14 protein-coding genes and 2 riboswitches are annotated in these 17,661 nt (G+C 71.9%); of the genes, 13 read left to right on the forward strand and 1 reads right to left on the reverse strand.

The genetic code is table 11. The annotated features are described in order from the left end of the window. Positions 1 to 54: 54 nt before the first annotated feature. From hpnC to ACJA3G_RS02290, 12 genes are all read left to right on the forward strand, one after another. Positions 55 to 948 carry a squalene synthase HpnC gene (gene hpnC / locus ACJA3G_RS02235; RefSeq protein ID WP_406551132.1) on the forward strand — a complete coding sequence of 298 codons (894 nt, stop codon included), beginning with the start codon at positions 55 to 57 and terminating at the stop codon, positions 946 to 948. Beyond that, positions 945 to 1,895, forward strand: a complete 951-nt coding sequence (hpnD, locus tag ACJA3G_RS02240; RefSeq protein WP_406551133.1) for a presqualene diphosphate synthase HpnD — start codon at positions 945 to 947, stop codon at positions 1,893 to 1,895. Before hpnC ends, hpnD begins: the two co-directional genes overlap by 4 nt. 154 nt (positions 1,896 to 2,049) lie before the next feature. Continuing rightward, positions 2,050 to 3,432: a hydroxysqualene dehydroxylase HpnE gene (gene hpnE / locus ACJA3G_RS02245; protein WP_406551134.1), complete on the forward strand. Its 1,383-nt coding sequence runs from the start codon at positions 2,050 to 2,052 to the stop codon at positions 3,430 to 3,432. After that, entirely contained in the window at positions 3,429 to 4,532 is a 1,104-nt protein-coding gene (locus ACJA3G_RS02250; protein ID WP_406551135.1) for a polyprenyl synthetase family protein, read from the forward strand. Before hpnE ends, ACJA3G_RS02250 begins: the two co-directional genes overlap by 4 nt. A gap of 111 nt (positions 4,533 to 4,643) precedes the next feature. Continuing rightward, entirely contained in the window at positions 4,644 to 6,638 is a 1,995-nt protein-coding gene (gene shc / locus ACJA3G_RS02255) for a squalene--hopene cyclase (RefSeq protein WP_406551136.1), read from the forward strand. After that, entirely contained in the window at positions 6,638 to 7,294 is a 657-nt protein-coding gene (locus ACJA3G_RS02260; protein ID WP_406551137.1) for a 1-hydroxy-2-methyl-2-butenyl 4-diphosphate reductase, read from the forward strand. Before shc ends, ACJA3G_RS02260 begins: the two co-directional genes overlap by 1 nt. 5 nt (positions 7,295 to 7,299) lie before the next feature. Beyond that, the gene (hpnH, locus tag ACJA3G_RS02265) at positions 7,300 to 8,322 is read left to right on the forward strand and encodes an adenosyl-hopene transferase HpnH (RefSeq protein ID WP_406551138.1); all 1,023 of its coding nucleotides are present in this window, start codon (positions 7,300 to 7,302) and stop codon (positions 8,320 to 8,322) included. A gap of 4 nt (positions 8,323 to 8,326) precedes the next feature. Next, entirely contained in the window at positions 8,327 to 9,496 is a 1,170-nt protein-coding gene (gene ispG, locus ACJA3G_RS02270; RefSeq protein ID WP_406551139.1) for a flavodoxin-dependent (E)-4-hydroxy-3-methylbut-2-enyl-diphosphate synthase, read from the forward strand. A gap of 44 nt (positions 9,497 to 9,540) precedes the next feature. Next, positions 9,541 to 11,448 carry a 1-deoxy-D-xylulose-5-phosphate synthase gene (gene dxs / locus ACJA3G_RS02275; RefSeq protein ID WP_406551140.1) on the forward strand — a complete coding sequence of 636 codons (1,908 nt, stop codon included), beginning with the start codon at positions 9,541 to 9,543 and terminating at the stop codon, positions 11,446 to 11,448. Then, on the forward strand, positions 11,445 to 12,842 hold the full coding sequence (locus ACJA3G_RS02280; protein WP_406551141.1) for an aspartate aminotransferase family protein: 1,398 nt from the start codon (positions 11,445 to 11,447) through the stop codon (positions 12,840 to 12,842). The genes dxs and ACJA3G_RS02280 overlap by 4 nt, the downstream gene beginning before the upstream one ends. A 68-nt stretch (positions 12,843 to 12,910) precedes the next feature. Then, the gene (locus ACJA3G_RS02285; RefSeq protein ID WP_406551142.1) at positions 12,911 to 13,519 is read left to right on the forward strand and encodes a helix-turn-helix domain-containing protein; all 609 of its coding nucleotides are present in this window, start codon (positions 12,911 to 12,913) and stop codon (positions 13,517 to 13,519) included. A gap of 11 nt (positions 13,520 to 13,530) precedes the next feature. Then, positions 13,531 to 13,677, forward strand: coding sequence for a DUF6126 family protein (locus ACJA3G_RS02290; RefSeq protein ID WP_406551143.1), 147 nt, complete (start codon positions 13,531 to 13,533; stop codon positions 13,675 to 13,677). Positions 13,678 to 13,692: 15 nt separating this feature from the next. On the opposite strand, the gene ACJA3G_RS02295 is transcribed toward ACJA3G_RS02290, so the two are convergent. Continuing rightward, positions 13,693 to 14,508 (reverse strand): tyrosine-protein phosphatase, encoded by an 816-nt coding sequence (locus tag ACJA3G_RS02295; protein ID WP_406551144.1) that lies wholly within the window; start codon positions 14,506 to 14,508, stop codon positions 13,693 to 13,695. Positions 14,509 to 14,705: 197 nt separating this feature from the next. Between ACJA3G_RS02295 and ACJA3G_RS02300 the strand changes: the two genes are divergently transcribed. Next, entirely contained in the window at positions 14,706 to 16,817 is a 2,112-nt protein-coding gene (locus ACJA3G_RS02300; protein WP_406551145.1) for an alpha-galactosidase, read from the forward strand. A gap of 401 nt (positions 16,818 to 17,218) precedes the next feature. Next, positions 17,219 to 17,385: riboswitch (cyclic di-AMP (ydaO/yuaA leader) on the forward strand. 61 nt (positions 17,386 to 17,446) lie between these two features. Next, positions 17,447 to 17,613, reverse strand: a riboswitch (cyclic di-AMP (ydaO/yuaA leader). Positions 17,614 to 17,661 lie beyond the last annotated feature (48 nt).

A 17,661-nucleotide genomic window follows, 5' to 3' on the forward strand; every position in this document is an offset into this window, starting at 1 on the left:
AGAGGCTTCCGCCGTTCCCGTGCCGGGCGGCCCCCGGTGACAGGTGTCCGGGACGTGCGCACCGACTCCCCCTCGCGCACCACGCTCGACAAGGCCACGGCGGAGAACTTCCCGGTGGCCCCCTTCTTTCTGCCGCGCGCCTGGCGCGACGACCTGATGGCCGTGTACGGCTACGCGCGCCTGGTCGACGACATCGGCGACGGCGACCTCGCGCCCGGCGGCGCCGACGCCCGCCACCTGGGCGTGGCCCCCGCCGAGGCGGACGACCGGCTCGTGCTGCTCGACGCCTTCGAGGCCGATCTGCGCCGCGTCTTCGACTCCACCCCGCGCCACCCGCTGCTCCGGGCCCTGCAGCCCACCGTCCGCCGCCGCTCACTCACCCCCGACCCGTTCCTCGCCCTGATCGCGGCGAACCGGCAGGACCAGCTGGTCGGGCGGTACGAGACCTATGACGACCTGGTCGCGTACTGCGAGCTGTCGGCCAATCCCGTGGGCCGCCTGGTGCTGGCGATCACCGGCACCGAGAGCCCCGAGCGCGTCCGCCGCTCGGACGCCGTCTGCACCGCCCTCCAGATCGTCGAACACCTCCAGGACGTCGGCGAGGACCTCGGCCGGGACCGGATCTATCTGCCCGCCGAGGACATGAAGCGGTTCCATGTCACCCAGGCCGATCTGGCCGCCCCGCGCGGGGGCGCGTCGGTGCGCGCCCTGGTCGCGTTCGAAGCGGAACGCGCCGCGCGGCTGCTGAATGAAGGCACCCCCCTCGTGGGTAGCGTCCACGGCAGACTCAGACTGCTGCTGGCCGGATTCGTGGCCGGGGGCCGCGCCGCGCTCGACGCGGTGGCAGCCGCCGGCCACGACGTACTCCCTGGACCGCCCAAGCCCACCAAATCCAGTCTGCTGCGCGAAGTGGGAGCCGTGTTGCGTAGAGCGCGTAGAGAGGGGTGAGCCGGACCGTGGATCCACACGCACACGCGTCCGCGCCGGTACAGGCCGCGTACAGCTACTGCGAGGCGGTGACCGGACAGCAGGCGCGCAACTTCGCGTACGGCATCCGGCTGCTGCCGACCGACAAGCGCCAGGCGATGTCCGCGCTCTACGCGTTCTCGCGGCGCGTCGACGACATCGGCGACGGCGCGCTGGCCGCCGAGGCCAAGAAGCAGCGCCTGGAGGACACCCGCGCGCTGCTCGGCCGGATCGCCCGGGGCGCGGTCGAGGAGGACGACACCGACCCGGTGGCGGTGGCGCTCGCGGACGCGGCGCGCCGCTTCCCGATCCCGCTGGACGGGCTCGACGAGCTCATCGACGGCGTCCTCATGGACGTACACGGCCAGACCTACGAGACCTGGGACGACCTGAAGGCCTACTGCCGGTGTGTCGCGGGCGCGATCGGCCGGCTCTCCCTGGGCGTGTTCGGTACACAACCGGGCGCACCGGGCGCCGAGCGTGCCGCGGAGTACGCCGACACGCTGGGCCTGGCCCTGCAACTCACCAACATCCTCAGGGACGTTCGCGAGGACGCGGGCAACGGACGCACCTATCTGCCCGCCGACGACCTGGCGAAGTTCGGGTGCGCCGAGGGCTTCCACACCCCGGTGCCACCCGCCGGCTCCGACTTCGCGGGCCTGGTCCACTTCGAAGTGCGCCGGGCCCGCGCCCTGTTCGCCGAGGGCTACCGGCTGCTGCCCATGCTCGACCGCCGCAGCGGCGCCTGCGTGGCCGCGATGGCCGGAATCTACCGCCGACTGCTCGACCGCATCGAGCGCGACCCGGAGGCCGTGCTGCGCGGCCGGGTCTCGCTGCCCGGCAGGGAGAAGGCGTACGTGGCGGTACGCGGACTGTCCGGGCTCGACACCCGGACCGTCTCCCGGCAGACCGCCAGGAGGCGCGCCTGATGGCCCATGGGCACCTGGACGTGCGGCCGAAGAGCTTTACGTGCCCGCAGTGTGCAACCCCCGCTCCGGCCGGGGCGTCCCTGACTGCGACGGCGGCGACCGCGCCGGCGGCCGGGCGCGCGCACCGCACCGGCACGGTCGAAGGGGAGGACGCATGACAACCCCGCAGCCCGAACGCGCGGTGGTCGTCGGCGGAGGTCTGGCCGGCGTCACCGCCGCGCTGGAACTGGCCGGCGCGGGCCTGCACGTCACCCTGGTCGAGGGCCGCCCCCGGCTGGGCGGCCTCGCCTTCTCCTTCCGGCGCGGCGAACTCACCGTCGACAACGGCCAGCACGTCTACCTGCGCTGCTGCACGGCCTACCGCTGGTTCCTCGACCGGATCGGCGGCGCCCACCTCGCGCCGCTCCAGCGCCGTCTGGACGTGCCCGTCCTGGACGTGGCCCATCCGCGCGGACCCCGGCTCGGCAGACTGCGCCGCACCGCGCTGCCGGTGCCGCTGCACCTGGCCGGCAGCCTCGCCACCTATCCGCACCTCTCGCTCGCCGAGCGGGCCTCCGTCGGGCGCGCCGCACTCGCGCTCAAGGGCCTCGACCCGGCCGACCCGGCGCTCGACGGGGTGGATTTCGCCACCTGGCTCGGCCGCCACGGCCAGTCCGCCCGTACCGTCGAGGCCCTGTGGGACCTGGTGGGCGTGGCGACCCTGAACGCGACCGCGCCGCACGCCTCCCTGGGCCTCGCCGCGATGGTCTTCAAGACCGGGCTGCTCTCCGAGCCGGGCGCCGCCGACATCGGCTGGGCGCACGTACCGCTCGGCGAACTCCACGACACGCTGGCCCGCAAGGCGCTCGCCTCGGCCGGGGTCCGCGTCGAGACCCGCACCAAGGCCGAGTCCCTCGCGCGCACCGAGGGCGGCGCCTGGCGGGTCGAGGTGAGCGGCGAGACGCTGGATGCCGAGGTGGTGGTCCTCGCCGTGCCGCAGCGCGAGGCGCACGACCTGCTGCCCCACGGCGCCCTCGACGACCCCGGCAAACTGCTCGACATCGGCACCGCGCCCATCCTCAACCTGCACGTCGTCTACGACCGCAAGGTGCTGCGGCAGCCCTTCTTCACCGCACTCGGCTCACCCGTGCAGTGGGTCTTCGACCGCACCGAGTCCTCCGGGCTGGCCGGCGGCGGCCAGTACCTGGCGGTCTCCCAGTCGGCCGCCTGGGACGAGATCGACGAGCCGGTGGCCGCGCTGCGCGCGCGCTACCTGCCCGAGCTCGAACGGCTGCTGCCCGCCGCGCGCGGCGCGGGCGTACGGGACTTCTTCGTGACCCGGGAGCGCACCGCGACGTTCGCCCCCACCCCCGGCGTCGGACGGCTGCGCCCGGGCGCGCACACCCGGGCGCCCGGTCTGTACCTGGCCGGCGCGTGGACCGCCACCGGCTGGCCCGCGACGATGGAGAGCGCCGTACGCAGCGGATTCAGCGCCGCGGGCGCGGCCCTCGGCGTACTCGGCCGCTCCCACGTCCATCCGCTTCAGGAGGCGGCATGACCCTTAGCAGCACTGGAACAAGAGGAGAGACCGTGGCGACTGTGCCTTCGGCGAACTCGGCTGTCGACACCGTGGACGTCGCCGCGCTTCTGGAGCGCGGACGGACGCTGTCCGCGCCGGTGCTGCGCACGGCCGTGGAGCGGCTCGCCGCTCCCATGGACACCGTCGCCGCCTACCACTTCGGATGGATCGACGCCCAGGGCAACCCGGCGGACGGCGACGGCGGCAAGGCCGTCCGGCCCGCCCTCGCCCTGCTGTCCGCCGAGGCGGCCGGGGCCCGTCCCGAGGTCGGCGTGCCCGGCGCGGTCGCGGTCGAGCTCGTCCACAACTTCTCGCTGCTCCACGACGACCTGATGGACGGCGACGAGCAGCGCCGCCACCGCGACACGGTCTGGAAGGTACACGGCCCGGCGCAGGCGATCCTCGTCGGCGACGCCCTGTTCGCGCTGGCCAACGAGGTCCTCCTGGAGCTCGGCACGGTCGAGGCCGGACGCGCCACGCGCCGGCTGACCACCGCGACCCGCAAGCTCATCGACGGCCAGGCCCAGGACATCTCCTACGAGCACCGCGAGCGGGTCACCGTCGAGGAGTGCCTGGAGATGGAGGGCAACAAGACGGGCGCGCTGCTCGCCTGCGCCTGCTCCATCGGCGCGGTCCTCGGCGGCGCGGACGACCGTACGGCTGACACGCTGGAGGCGTACGGCTACCACCTCGGCCTCGCCTTCCAGGCCGTCGACGACCTCCTCGGCATCTGGGGCGACCCGGACGCCACCGGCAAGCAGACCTGGAGCGACCTGCGCCAGCGCAAGAAGTCCCTGCCGGTGGTGGCGGCCCTCGCCGCGGGCGGCCCGGCCTCCGAGCGGCTCGGCGAACTGCTCGCCGCCGACGCCAAGAGCAACGACTTCGACAGCTTCTCCGAGGAGGAGTTCGCCACCCGGGCCGCGCTCATCGAGGAGGCGGGCGGCCGGGAGTGGACCTCGCAGGAGGCCCGCAGGCAGCACGCGGTGGCGATCGAGGCACTGGGCACCGTCGACATGCCCGAGCGGGTGCGCGCGCAGCTGACCGCCCTGGCCGACTTCGTCGTCGTACGGAAGAGATGATCACCATTCGTATATGACGCGACGTCGCCGGAGCGGGCCCGCCACCGGGCCGCCTCCGACGGAGACCCCAGCACAGCAGAAGTAGCACTGCACTTGCATTAAGGGGAAGCCATGACAGCGACGACCGACGGAAGCGCCGGGGCCACGTGGCCCCCCGCCGCCGCGGCCAGTGGGACGACCGCGCCGCCACCCGGCGCGGACCAGGTGCTCGACGCCGCCCGGCGGGCGACGGACCGCGCGGTCGAGCACCTGCTCGCCGAGCAGGACGACCTCGGCTGGTGGAAGGGCGACCTGGAGACCAACGTCACCATGGACGCCGAGGATCTGCTGCTGCGTCAGTTCCTCGGCATCCAGGACGAGAAGACGGTCGCCGCCGCCGCGCTCCACATCCGGGGCGAGCAGCGCGAGGACGGCACCTGGGCCACGTTCTACGGCGGCCCGCCCGAGCTCTCCGCGACCGTCGAGGCGTACGTGGCGCTGCGGCTGGCCGGGGACCGGCCGGAGGACCCCCATATGGCGCGGGCCTCGGCGTGGGTCAGGAGCCAGGGGGGCATCGCCGCCTGCCGGGTCTTCACCCGGATCTGGCTGGCCCTGTTCGGCTGGTGGAAGTGGGACGACCTGCCGGAGCTGCCGCCGGAGCTGATCTTCCTGCCCAAGTGGTTCCCGCTGAACATCTACGACTTCGGCTGCTGGGCCCGGCAGACGATCGTGCCGCTCACGGTCGTCTCCGCCAAGCGGCCGGTGCGGCCCGCGCCCTTCGCGCTCGACGAGCTGCACACCGACGCGCGCGACCCCGCCCCCGCCCGGCCGCTCGCCCCGGTCGCCAGCTGGGACGGCGCCTTCCAGCGGCTCGACAAGGCGCTGCACCTCTACCACCGCCTCGCCCCGCGCCGACTGCGCCGGGCCGCGATGAACACCGCCGCCCGCTGGATCGTCGAGCGCCAGGAGAACGACGGCTGCTGGGGCGGCATCCAGCCGCCCGCCGTCTACTCGGTGATCGCCCTGCATCTGCTCGGCTACGACCTCCAGCACCCGGTGATGCGGGCCGGGCTGGAGTCCCTGGACCGGTTCGCGGTGTGGCGCGAGGACGGCTCCCGGATGATCGAGGCCTGCCAGTCCCCGGTCTGGGACACCTGCCTGGCCACCATCGCGCTCGCCGACGCGGGGCTGCCCGCCGACCACCCCGCCCTGGTCAAGGCCGTCGACTGGATGCTCGGCGAGGAGATCGTCCGGCCCGGCGACTGGGCGGTGAAGAAGCCTCAACTGGCCCCCGGCGGCTGGGCCTTCGAGTTCCACAACGACAACTACCCCGACATCGACGACACCGCCGAGGTGATCCTCGCGCTGCGCCGGGTGCGCCACCCCGACCCCGAGCGGGTCGAGGGGGCGATCCGCCGGGCCGCGCGCTGGACGCTCGGGATGCAGTCGAGGAACGGGGCCTGGGGCGCCTTCGACGCCGACAACACCAGCCCGTTCCCCAACCGGCTGCCGTTCTGCGACTTCGGCGAGGTCATCGACCCGCCGTCGGCCGACGTCACCGCGCACGTCGTGGAGATGCTGGCCGTCGAGGGCCGGGCCCACGAACCGCGCGCGCGGCGCGGCGTCGAGTGGCTGCTCGCCGAACAGGAGGCGAGTGGCGCCTGGTTCGGGCGCTGGGGCGTCAACTACGTCTACGGCACCGGCTCGGTGGTGCCGGCCCTCACCGCCGCCGGACTGCCCGCCTCGCACCCGGCGATCCGCCGGGCCGTCGGCTGGCTGGAGTCGGTGCAGAACGAGGACGGCGGCTGGGGCGAGGACCTGCGCTCCTACCGCGAGGAGGAGTGGATCGGGCACGGTGTCTCGACCGCCTCCCAGACCGCCTGGGCGCTGCTGGCGCTGCTGGCGGCCGGGCAGCGGGAGAGCAGGGCGGTCGAGCGGGGCGTCGCCTGGCTCGCCCGGACCCAGCTGGCGGACGGTTCCTGGGACGAGCCGTACTTCACCGGCACCGGGTTCCCCTGGGACTTCTCGATCAACTACCACCTCTACCGCCAGGTGTTCCCGCTCACCGCGCTCGGCCGCTATGTCCATGGAGAACCGTTCTCCCTCAACGGCCGCAAGGGGAAGTGATGGAGCTGCACCCCGCCGCCGTCCCGGAACCCGTGCCGCTGCTGGTCGCCTGCGCGCTCACCATCGAGGAGCTGGCGCTGCGCAGCGGCGGCCGGGGCCGGACGCCCGGCCAGGTGGTGACCGTGCTGCGCAGCGGCATGGGACCCAGGGCCGCCGAACGGGCCGTGCTGCGCGGCCTGGGCACGGCGGCGAACCGGGAGGCGGCCGTGATCGCCTCCGGGTTCTGCGCCGGCCTGTCACCGGGGATGCACCCCGGGGACCTGGTCGTCGCCCAAGAGACCCGCGACCCGCGCGGCACGACGCCCTGCGTGGGTACGGAGGTGCTGGCCAAGGCGCTGAGCGCGGCGCTGCCCGGCCGCACCGTGCACACCGGTCCGCTCATCGGCTCCGACCACGTGGTGCGTGGCCACGAACGGGCCGAGCTGCGCGCGACCGGGGCGATCGCCGTGGACATGGAGTCCGCGGCGACGCTGTGGAGCGCCGTCGGGGCCGGAGAGCGTCCGGTTGCGGCCGTTCGGGTGGTCGTGGACGCTCCAGAACATGAACTGGTCCGGATCGGCACGGTACGCGGTGGAATATCGGCTTTCCGCGTTCTTCGTGCCGTCCTTCCCGCTTTTTTTGAATGGCACCGTTCTTTGCCGCTCCCCAGGAGGTGAGCCAGATGGCCATGCCGCTTCGCCAGTCCATCAGGGTCGGGACCTATCTTTTTGAACAGAAGCTCCGCAAGCGTGAGAAGTTCCCGCTGATCGTCGAGCTGGAGCCGCTCTTCGCGTGCAATCTGAAGTGCGAGGGCTGCGGGAAGATCCAGCACCCGGCCGGGGTCCTGAAGCAGCGCATGCCGGTGGCCCAGGCCGTGGGCGCCGTTCTGGAGTCGGGTGCCCCCATGGTCTCCATCGCGGGCGGCGAGCCCCTGATGCACCCTCAGATCGACGAGATCGTGCGGCAGTTGGTGGCGAAGAGGAAGTACGTCTTCCTCTGCACCAACGCCCTGCTGCTGCGCAAGAAGCTGGAGAAGTTCACCCCGTCCCCGTACTTCGCGTTCGCCGTGCACATCGACGGGCTGCGCGAGCGGCACGACGAGTCGGTGGCGAAGGAGGGCGTGTTCGACGAGGCGGTGGCGGCGATCAAGGAGGCCAAGCGGCGCGGCTTCCGGGTCACCACCAACTCCACCTTCTTCAACACCGACACCCCGCAGACGATCATCGAGGTGCTCAACTTCCTCAACGACGACCTCCAGGTCGACGAGATGATGATCTCGCCCGCGTACGCCTACGAGAAGGCGCCCGACCAGGAGCACTTCCTCGGCGTCGAGCAGACCCGCGAGCTGTTCAAGAAGGCGTTCTCCGGCGGCAACCGCCGACGCTGGCGGCTCAACCACTCGCCGCTCTTCCTGGACTTCCTGGAGGGCAAGGCGGACTTCCCGTGCACGGCCTGGGCGATCCCCAACTACTCGCTCTTCGGCTGGCAGCGGCCCTGCTACCTGATGAGCGACGGGTACGTACCCACGTACCGGGAGCTCGTCGAGGAGACCGACTGGGACAAGTACGGCCGGGGCAAGGACGACCGGTGCGCCAACTGCATGGCGCACTGCGGCTACGAGCCCACCGCCGTCCTCGCGACCATGGGGTCGCTCAAGGAGTCGCTGCGCGCGGTCCGCGAGACCGTGCAGGGAAACCGCGGGTGACGTGATGAGGACCGGAGAGCCCGTCTCGCTGGGCCTCCCCGCGCCGCCGGCCCGGCCACTGGCGACGCGCCGCCCCTCGCGGCGCATCCAGGTCGGGTCGGTGGCCATCGGCGGTGATGCTCCTGTGTCGGTGCAGTCGATGACGACGACGCGGACGTCGGATGTCGGGGCGACGTTGCAGCAGATCGCGGAGCTGACGGCGTCGGGCTGTCAGATCGTGCGGGTGGCGTGCCCCACGCAGGATGACGCGGACGCTTTGGCGACGATCGCGAAGAAGTCGCAGATTCCGGTGATCGCGGATATTCATTTCCAGCCGAAGTATGTGTTCGCGGCGATTGATGCCGGGTGTGCGGCGGTGCGGGTGAATCCGGGGAACATCAAGCAGTTCGACGACAAGGTGAGGGAGATCGCGCGGGCGGCGAAGGATGCGGGGACGCCGATTCGTRTCGGGGTGAACGCGGGTTCGCTGGATGCGCGGCTGCTGAAGAAGTACGGGCGGGCGACGCCGGAGGCTCTGGTGGAGTCGGCTTTGTGGGAGGCGTCGCTGTTCGAGGAGCATGATTTCCGGGATATCAAGATCTCGGTGAAGCACAACGATCCGGTGGTGATGGTYGAGGCCTACCGGCAGCTGGCGGCTCAGTGTGAYTATCCGCTGCACTTGGGTGTGACGGAGGCGGGTCCGGCGTTCCAGGGGACGATCAAGTCGGCGGTGGCGTTCGGGGCGCTGTTGAGCCAGGGGATCGGGGACACGATCCGGGTGTCGTTGTCGGCGCCGCCGGCGGAGGAGATCAAGGTGGGGATGCAGATTCTGGAGTCGTTGAATCTGCGTCAGCGTCGGCTGGAGATCGTGTCGTGTCCGTCGTGCGGGCGGGCGCAGGTGGATGTGTACAAGTTGGCGGAGGAGGTCACGGCGGGTCTGGAGGGCATGGAGGTGCCGCTTCGGGTCGCGGTGATGGGGTGTGTGGTGAATGGGCCCGGKGAGGCGCGTGAGGCTGATCTGGGGGTGGCCTCGGGCAATGGCAAGGGGCAGATCTTTGTGAAGGGCGAGGTCATCAAGACGGTCCCGGAGTCGAAGATCGTGGAGACGCTGATCGAGGAAGCGATGAAGATCGCGGAGCAGATGGAGGGGGACGGCATCGCCTCCGGCGTCCCGAGCGTCACCGCGCGGGGCTGACCGCAACCACCGAGAGCTGAACGGGATCCGAAGGGGGCTCCAGCGTGACGATCTTGGAGAATGTTCGGGGGCCGCACGACGTCAAGGCGCTGGAGGGCGCCGAACTGATCGCGCTGGCCCGCGAGATCAGGGAGTTCCTGATCCAGGCGGTGGCGCGCACCGGGGGCCATCTCGGGCCCAACCTGGGGGTGGTGGAGCTCACCATCGCCCTCCACCGGGTCTTCGACTCACCCGTCGACCGCGTCCTGTGGGACACCGGCCACCAGAGCTACGTACACAAACTGCTCACCGGACGCCAGGACTTCTCGAAGCTGCGCTCCAAGGGCGGCCTCTCCGGTTACCCCTCGCGCGCCGAGTCCGAGCACGACGTCATCGAGAACAGCCACGCCTCGACCGTGCTCGGCTGGGCCGACGGCCTGGCCAAGGCCAACGAAGTCCTGGGGAGGGACGACCACGTCGTCGCGGTCATCGGCGACGGCGCCCTGACCGGCGGCATGGCCTGGGAGGCGCTGAACAACATCGCCGCCGCCCGCGACCGGCCGCTGATCATCGTCGTCAACGACAACGAGCGCTCCTACGGCCCCACCATCGGCGGCCTCGCGAACCACCTGGCGACCCTGCGCACCACCGACGGCTACGAACGGTTCCTGGCCTGGGGCAAACAGGTGCTCCAGCAGACACCCGTGGTGGGCCGGCCGCTCTACGAGTCGCTGCACGGCGCCAAGAAGGGGTTCAAGGACGCGTTCGCGCCGCAGGGGATGTTCGAGGACCTGGGGCTGAAGTACGTGGGGCCCATCGACGGGCACGACATCGAGGCCGTCGAGTCGGCCCTGCGGCGCGCCAAGCGCTTCCACGGCCCCGTCCTGGTGCACTGCCTCACCGAGAAGGGGCGCGGCTACCAGCCCGCGCTGGACGACGAGGCCGACCGCTTCCACGCCGTCGGAGCCATGGACCCGCTGACCTGCGTACCGCTCACGCCCGCCGGCGGCCCCTCCTGGACCTCGGTGTTCGGCGGGGAACTGGCGGCGCTCGGCGAGGAGCGCGAGGACATCGTGGCGATCACCGCCGCGATGCTCCACCCCACCGGGCTCACCGAGTTCGCGGCCCGCTTCCCCGGCCGGGTCTGGGACGTCGGCATCGCCGAGCAGCACGCCGCCGTCTCGGCGGCCGGGCTCGCCACCGGCGGGCTGCACCCGGTCGTCGCCGTCTACGCCACCTTCCTCAACCGGGCCTTCGACCAGGTCCTGATGGACGTGGCCCTGCACCGGTGCGGAGTGACGTTCGTCCTGGACCGGGCCGGCGTCACCGGGGTCGACGGCGCCTCGCACAACGGCATGTGGGACATGTCGATCCTCCAGGTGGTGCCCGGCCTGCGCATCGCCGTCCCGCGCGACGCGGCCCAGCTACGGGCCCAACTGCGCGAGGCGGTCGACGTCGACGACGCCCCGACCGTGCTCCGCTTCCCCAAGGAGGCGGTCGGCCCGGACATCGCGGCCCTCGACCGGATCGGCGCGATGGACGTGCTGCGCCGGGACGAGGACGCGGAAGTCCTGCTGGTGGCGGTCGGGGTGCTCGCGCCCGTCTGCCTCCAGGCCGCCGACCTGCTCGCCGGGCGCGGCATCCGGTGCACGGTGGTGGACCCCCGCTGGGTCAAGCCCGTCGACGAGCAGCTCGCGCCGCTGGCCGAGCGGCACGCGCTGGTCGCGGTCGTGGAGGACAACTGCCGTACCGGGGGCGTGGGCTGGGCCGTCGGGCAGGCCCTGCGGGACGCCGGGGTGGACACCCCGCTGCGCACCTTCGGCATCCCCGAGCAGTTCCTCGCGCACGCCAAGCGCGCCGAGGTCCTCGCCGACATCGGGCTCACCCCGGTGGAGATCGCGGGACGCATCAGCGCCGCCCTCGCGGCGCGCCAGGAAGCCGCCGCGGCGGCCGAGAAGGGACACCACGGATGACCGACGGCGGACCCAAGGGCTTCGACCTGGCCCGGCTCCTCGCCGAACGCGGCGGCGAGCGCTACGAGCTGCACACGAAGTACCTCAACCACCAACTGCCGCGCATGCTGCACACCATCGGCTTCGACAAGGTCTACGAGCGGGCCGAGGGCGCGTACTTCTGGGACGCGGACGGCCAGGACTACCTGGACATGCTCGCCGGGTTCGGGGTGATGGGCCTGGGCCGCCACCACCCCGTCGTACGCAAGGCGCTCCACGACGTCCTCGACGCCTCGCTCGCCGACCTCACCCGCTTCGACTGCCAGCCGCTGCCCGGCCTGCTCGCGGAGCGGCTGCTCGCCCACAGCCCGCACCTGGAACGGGTGTTCTTCGGCAACAGCGGTACGGAGGCGGTGGAGACCGCCCTGAAGTTCGCCCGGTACGCCACCGGCAGGCCCAGGGTCCTGTACTGCTCCCACGCCTTCCACGGCCTGACCACCGGCTCGCTCTCGGTCAACGGCGAGTCCGGCTTCCGCGACGGCTTCGCCCCGCTGCTGCCCGACACGGCCGTCCCGCTCGGCGATCTCGCCGCCCTGGAACGGGAGCTGAAGCGCGGGGACGTGGCCGCGCTGATCGTCGAGCCGATCCAGGGCAAGGGCGTCCACGAGGCGCCGCCCGGCTATCTGCTCGCCGCGCAGGAGCTGCTGCACCGGCACAAGGCGCTGCTGATCGCGGACGAGGTGCAGACCGGCCTCGGCAGGACCGGCGACTTCTACGCGTACCAGCACGAGCAGGGCGTCGAGCCGGACCTGGTCTGTGTCGCCAAGGCGCTCTCCGGCGGCTATGTGCCCGTCGGGGCGACCCTCGGCAAGGAGTGGATCTTCAAGAAGGTCTACTCGTCGATGGACCGGGTCCTGGTCCACTCCGCGAGCTTCGGCTCCAACGCCCAGGCGATGGCGGCGGGCCTCGCGGTGCTCGCGGTGATGGAGGACGAGGAGGTCGTCGCCAACGCGCGGGCCACCGGCGAACTCCTGAAGTCCAGACTGGCCGCGCTGGTCGGCCGCTACGAGCTGCTGCACGACGTGCGCGGGCGCGGCCTGATGGTCGGCATCGAGTTCGGCAGGCCCTCCTCGATCCGGCTGCGCGGGCGCTGGACCATGCTCCAGGCCGCCCGCAAGGGCCTGTTCGCGCAGATGGTCGTGGTGCCGCTGCTCCAGAAGCACCGCATCCTCACCCAGGTCTCCGGGGACCATCTGGAGGTGATCAAGCTGATCCCGCCGCTGACGATCGGCGAGCGTGAGGTGGACCGCTTCGTCGAGGCGTTCACGGCCGTGATGGACGACGCGCACGGCGGGGGAGGCCTGATGTGGGACTTCGGGCGCACCCTGGTCAAGCAGGCGGTCGCCAACCGGTAAGGGCGCGTTTTTTTGCCTCTGGGGCAAAAAATTTGCCCCAGAGGCAACACGCTGACTGAATGGAGTGCATGAGCACTCCCCCCGGAAGCGCCGGGGAGCCGGCAGGCCCCGCGCTCCCCGAGGTCGCCCCGCGCCTGCGCGATCTGCGCCGCCGCCGGGGCCTCACCCTGGAGGCCGCCGCCCCGCGGGCCGGTCTCTCACCGGCGCACCTCTCCCGGCTGGAGACGGGCGCCCGCCAGCCCTCGCTGCCGATGCTGCTCGCGCTCGCCCGTACCTACGGTACGACGGTCTCGGAGCTGCTGGGCGAGCTGCCGCCCGAACGCGAGCCCGTCATCCGGGGCGGCCGGGCCGAGCCCGCCGAGGCGGACGGCTGGACCTACCACCGGGCCGGGCACCCCGGCCGCGCCATGCAGGCCCTGCGCGTCGAGGTCCCGTACGGCACCCAGCGCGAGCTGGTCCGCGTCCACCCGGGCGAGGAGTGGCTGTACGTCCTGTCCGGGCGGCTGCGGCTGTCCCTGGGCGATGCCACGCATGAACTCGACCCCGGCGACAGCGCGCACTTCGACTCGCTCACCCCGCACCGGATCTCCGCCGTCTCGCCCGGCGGGGCCGCGTTCCTGTTCGTCCACACCCTGCTCCAGAGCCCCGATCCGCATCCGCACCATCCGCACGGCTGAGAGGTACGAACATGTCGCAGAACTCCTCGGGACGGTCCGGAGCGAGCACCCATGAGACGAAGTTCCCCCGGGGGCTGGTGGTCCGGCTGTTCGCCTACCTGATCGCGGGCCACATCTTCGCGGCCTTCCTCTATCTCCTGTTCACCGTCGGGAAGTGACCGCCCGGGGCCCGGCTACGCCGGGTCCTCGACGAGGCGCTCACGCAGCCGCTCGCGGGTCTCGGGGGAGAGCCCGAGGCCTTCGGACAGATAGCGCTCGGTGGAGCCCCAGGTCTCCTCGATGGTCTCGAAGGCCGCGTCGAGATAGTGGGCGCGGGCGTCGAAGAGGGGGTTGAGCAGCTCCACGACCTCGGCGCTCAGCCCGGCGGGGGAACTGTCGCTGCGGTGCATCTTGTAGCGGCGGTGCGGGTCGTTGGACTTGAGGTAGTCGGCCTCGATGGCGTCGCGCTCGACCCCCACGGCGAGCAGCGCGATCGCGATGGACAGGCCCGCGCGGTCCTTGCCCGCCGCGCAGTGCATCAGGGCCGGGACGCTGTCCTCGGCGAGCGCGTGCAGCACCCGGCTGTGCTCGGCCGTGCGCTGCCGGATGATCGTGCGGTACGAGCGCGCCATCCGGTCGGCGCCCCGGCCGTCGGAGAGCACCGACCGCAGCTGGTTGATGTCTCCGTCGCGGACCATCTTCCAGAACTCCGCCCCGTCCGCCGGGTCCGTCAGCGGTATGTTCACATTGCGCACCCCCGGCAGTTCCACGTCCGGGCCCTCCAGCCTCTGGTCCGCCGCGTTGCGGAAGTCGAAGACGGTGTGCAGGCCGAGGGAGGCGAGGAAGGCGGCGTCCTGCGCGGTCGCGTGGGCGAGGTGGCCGCTGCGGAAGAGCCGCCCGTACCGCAGCCGCCGGCCGTCCACGGTCGGCAGTCCGCCCACATCACGGAAGTTGCGGACGCCGGAGAGCTCGGGTTCGGTCGAAGGGATCTGCGGAGTCTGCTGGGTCACGTTGGCTCCTGATGGGGGTCGAAAGAAAGATCACGCCGCCTCGTTCCGACGATACGACATGGGTTCCCGGGGCAATCATCTCGACCGGCTGACCGGAATGCGACCCCTTCGCACCCGTTGCCCTCCGTGATGTCCTGCCCCGATCCTGGTGTTGCTGTTCATGCCTGTGCGTACCTGTGCGGAACTGGGGGTTCGGGATGATCGAGACCGCGGACGACGGACGGGTGTGGCTGCTTTCCGGCCGCACCAGTGGATATGCCCTGCACCTCACGGAACACGGGGAACTTCTGCATCTGCACTGGGGGCCCCGGCTGGCCCTCGCCGACGCAGAGGCCCTCGCCGCCCTGCCCCTTCCGCCCCCCTGGCCCTTCGAATCACCACTGGATGGCCGGGAGGAGTACGTGGTGGAGGGCGGGCCCCGTTTCGCGCGCCCCGCGCTCTCCCTGCGTACGCCCGGGGCGCGCGGCACCGAGTGGACCTTCACGGACGCCACGGCCGACGGCGACGAGCTGCGGCTGCGGTTCGCGGACGCCGCGCACCGCCTCGCGCTCACCCTGCACTACCGGATGCGCGACGACTCCGACGTGGTGGAGCGCTGGGTCACCGTCGCCCACGCGGGCGCGCCCGGCGACCCGGACCTGGAGGTGCTGCGCGCCGACGCGGCCGTGTGGACCCTGCCGCACCGCGAGGGCTGGCGGCTCAGCCAGCTGCACGGCCGCTGGGCCGCCGAGTCCCGGCTCGTACGGGCCCCGCTCACCCCGGGTGAGAAGGTCCTCGGCAGCCGCCGCGGCCACACCGGCCACCAGCACCTGCCCTGGGTCGCCCTGGACGCCGACGGCGCCACCGAGGAGAGCGGTGAGGTCTACGGATGCGCCCTCGGCTGGTCCGGGTCCTGGCGCATCGCCGTCCAGCATCTGCCGGACGGCCGGGTGCAGATCAGCGGCGGCGCCGGGCACGACGACTCCGGACTCCTGTCACTGGCGCCCGGCGAGTCGTACACCACCCCGGTCTTCGCCGCGCTGTGGAGCCCGGACGGCTTCGGCGGGGCCAGCAGGGAGTGGCACGCCTGGCAGCTCGCACGGGTGATCCCGGACGCCGCGCGGGTGCGGCCGGTGCTCTTCAACTCCTGGGAGGCGACCGGGTTCGACATCGGGGAGGAGCAGCAGCGGGCACTGGCGCACCGGGCGGCCGGCCTGGGGGTGGAGCTGTTCGTCGTGGACGACGGCTGGTTCACCGGCCGCGCCCACGACGCGGCCGGCCTCGGCGACTGGACGCCCGACCCCGGCCGCTTCCCCCGCGGGCTGAAGCCGCTCGCGGACGACGTGCACGCGCTGGGCATGCGGTTCGGGATCTGGGTCGAGCCGGAGATGGTCAACCCCGACAGCGCGCTGTACCGGGCGCATCCGGAGTGGGTGCAGCACCACGACGGCCGGCGGCGCACCGAGTTCCGCAACCAGCTCGTCCTCAACCTCGCCCGGCGGGACGTCCAGGAGTACCTGTGGGAGCGGTTGGACGGGCTGCTCACCGAGGTGCCCGTCGACTACGTGAAGTGGGACTTCAACCGCTGCTTCAGTGACGCGGGCTGGCCGGGCGAGCCATATCCGCAGCGGCTCTGGATCGATCATGTACGCGCGCTGTACGGACTCCTCGACCGGCTGCGGGCGGCCCACCCGGCGGTCGACTTCGAGTCCTGCTCGGGCGGTGGCGGCCGGATCGACCTCGGCATCCTCTCCCGCACCGACCAGGTGTGGACCTCCGACAACACCGATCCGCTGGACCGGCTCGCCATCCAGCACGGCTTCAGCCAGCTGCACCCGGCGCGGGTGATGGCCGCCTGGGTCACCGACAGCCCCAACACCCTGCTCAACGGCCGCCGCAGCAGCCTGCGCTTCCGCTTCCTGAGCGCCATGGCCGGGGTGCTCGGCATCGGCGGGGACCTCGCGCGGTGGAGCGAGGACGAACTGGCCGAGGCGCGCGGGTGGGTGGATCTCTACAAGGAGATCCGGCCGGTGGTGCAGCTGGGGGAGCAGTACCGGCTGCGGCCCCCGGACGGCGGGCTGAGCGCCGTCCAGTACGTGCGCGGCGACGACACCGTCGTCCTCGCCCACCTCCAGGCCCAGCACCACGGGGAGCGGCCCCCGGCCGTGCGGCTGCGCGCGCTGGACCCGGCGTCGGCCTACCGGTGCCTGGACACCGGGGCCGTGCACCGGGGGGCGCTCCTGCTCCACCGGGGCCTGGACACCGGACTCCGGGGGGATCTTGACGCGGCGCTGTTCCGTTTCCGGCGGGTGGGTGCGGGCCGGGAGTGAGGAGGGCCCCCGCGGACAAGACGCCCCTGCGGACAAGACAAAGATCTGCATTCGCACCTATCCGCTGAAAGCGGACAGGTGGTGTGATAGGGGGTGAGAGGGGTGAATTGGGCGGAACTTTCGTCCGGATTGGGTGATTTGATGGAGCCTGTCCATCTCCCCGGCGGGAAGGGGAGGTTGCCCGTGAGCAGCGTCATATCCGTGACGTTCCGTGGTGGCGGGCGCCGATGAATTCCCCCGTCCGGCCGGGCCTGTTGAGAATTCGGGTCCACGCAGGGTGACCGCAATTCCCGTGCGAATTACCGGCCGGGAATGCCGGGAGGAAATCGGCACTTGTCGTGGCCCGCCGGGCTCGCTTACCGTCACCGCAATCCGGGTGGACCGCCGAATCCTGCCACCGCTCGGAATCCGCACCCATCCACGCGTGGCAGGAGCGGGGGACCCAGGTAAGCGCCGTCCGGAATTCCGGCACGGCTCGGGGTGAAGCCGAAGCACCGTGACCGGTGCCCCGGCCGGGCAGCTCCAGCCCGAACCCGACAGCTCACCTCGCAGGCGCCGGAGAGGAATTCGCCATGCCCAAGGGTAAGCACCGCCGTCCCAAGTCCAGCCCGATATCCCGGGGCATGGCGAATTCCTCTCCGGCGCCTGCGAGGTGAGCTGTCGGGTTCGGGCTGAGCTGCCCGGCCGGGGGCACCGGTCACGGTGCTTCGGCTTCACCCCGAGCCGTGCCGGAATTCCGGACGGCGCTTACCTGGGTCCCCCGCTCCTGCCACGCGTGGATGGGTGCGGATTCCGAGCGGTGGCAGGATTCGGCGGTCCACCCGGATTGCGGTGACGGTAAGCG

Origin of the sequence: Streptomyces sp. YS-3 (genome assembly GCF_045257485.1) — a bacterium.
Classification (GTDB): domain Bacteria; phylum Actinomycetota; class Actinomycetes; order Streptomycetales; family Streptomycetaceae; genus Streptomyces.

Bases quoted from the DNA above. Each gene is read 5' to 3' on its own strand.
- ACJA3G_RS02260 (WP_406551137.1), top strand. From the start codon at position 6,638: ATGGAGCTGCACCCCGCCGCCGTCCCGGAACCCGTGCCGCTGCTGGTC.
- hpnE (WP_406551134.1), top strand. From the start codon at position 2,050: ATGACAACCCCGCAGCCCGAACGCGCGGTGGTCGTCGGCGGAGGTCTG.
- shc (WP_406551136.1), top strand. From the start codon at position 4,644: ATGACAGCGACGACCGACGGAAGCGCCGGGGCCACGTGGCCCCCCGCC.
- ACJA3G_RS02285 (WP_406551142.1), top strand. From the start codon at position 12,911: ATGAGCACTCCCCCCGGAAGCGCCGGGGAGCCGGCAGGCCCCGCGCTC.
- hpnH (WP_406551138.1), top strand. From the start codon at position 7,300: ATGGCCATGCCGCTTCGCCAGTCCATCAGGGTCGGGACCTATCTTTTT.
- ACJA3G_RS02300 (WP_406551145.1), top strand. From the start codon at position 14,706: ATGATCGAGACCGCGGACGACGGACGGGTGTGGCTGCTTTCCGGCCGC.
- ACJA3G_RS02280 (WP_406551141.1), top strand. From the start codon at position 11,445: ATGACCGACGGCGGACCCAAGGGCTTCGACCTGGCCCGGCTCCTCGCC.
- ACJA3G_RS02250 (WP_406551135.1), top strand. From the start codon at position 3,429: ATGACCCTTAGCAGCACTGGAACAAGAGGAGAGACCGTGGCGACTGTG.
- ACJA3G_RS02290 (WP_406551143.1), top strand. From the start codon at position 13,531: ATGTCGCAGAACTCCTCGGGACGGTCCGGAGCGAGCACCCATGAGACG.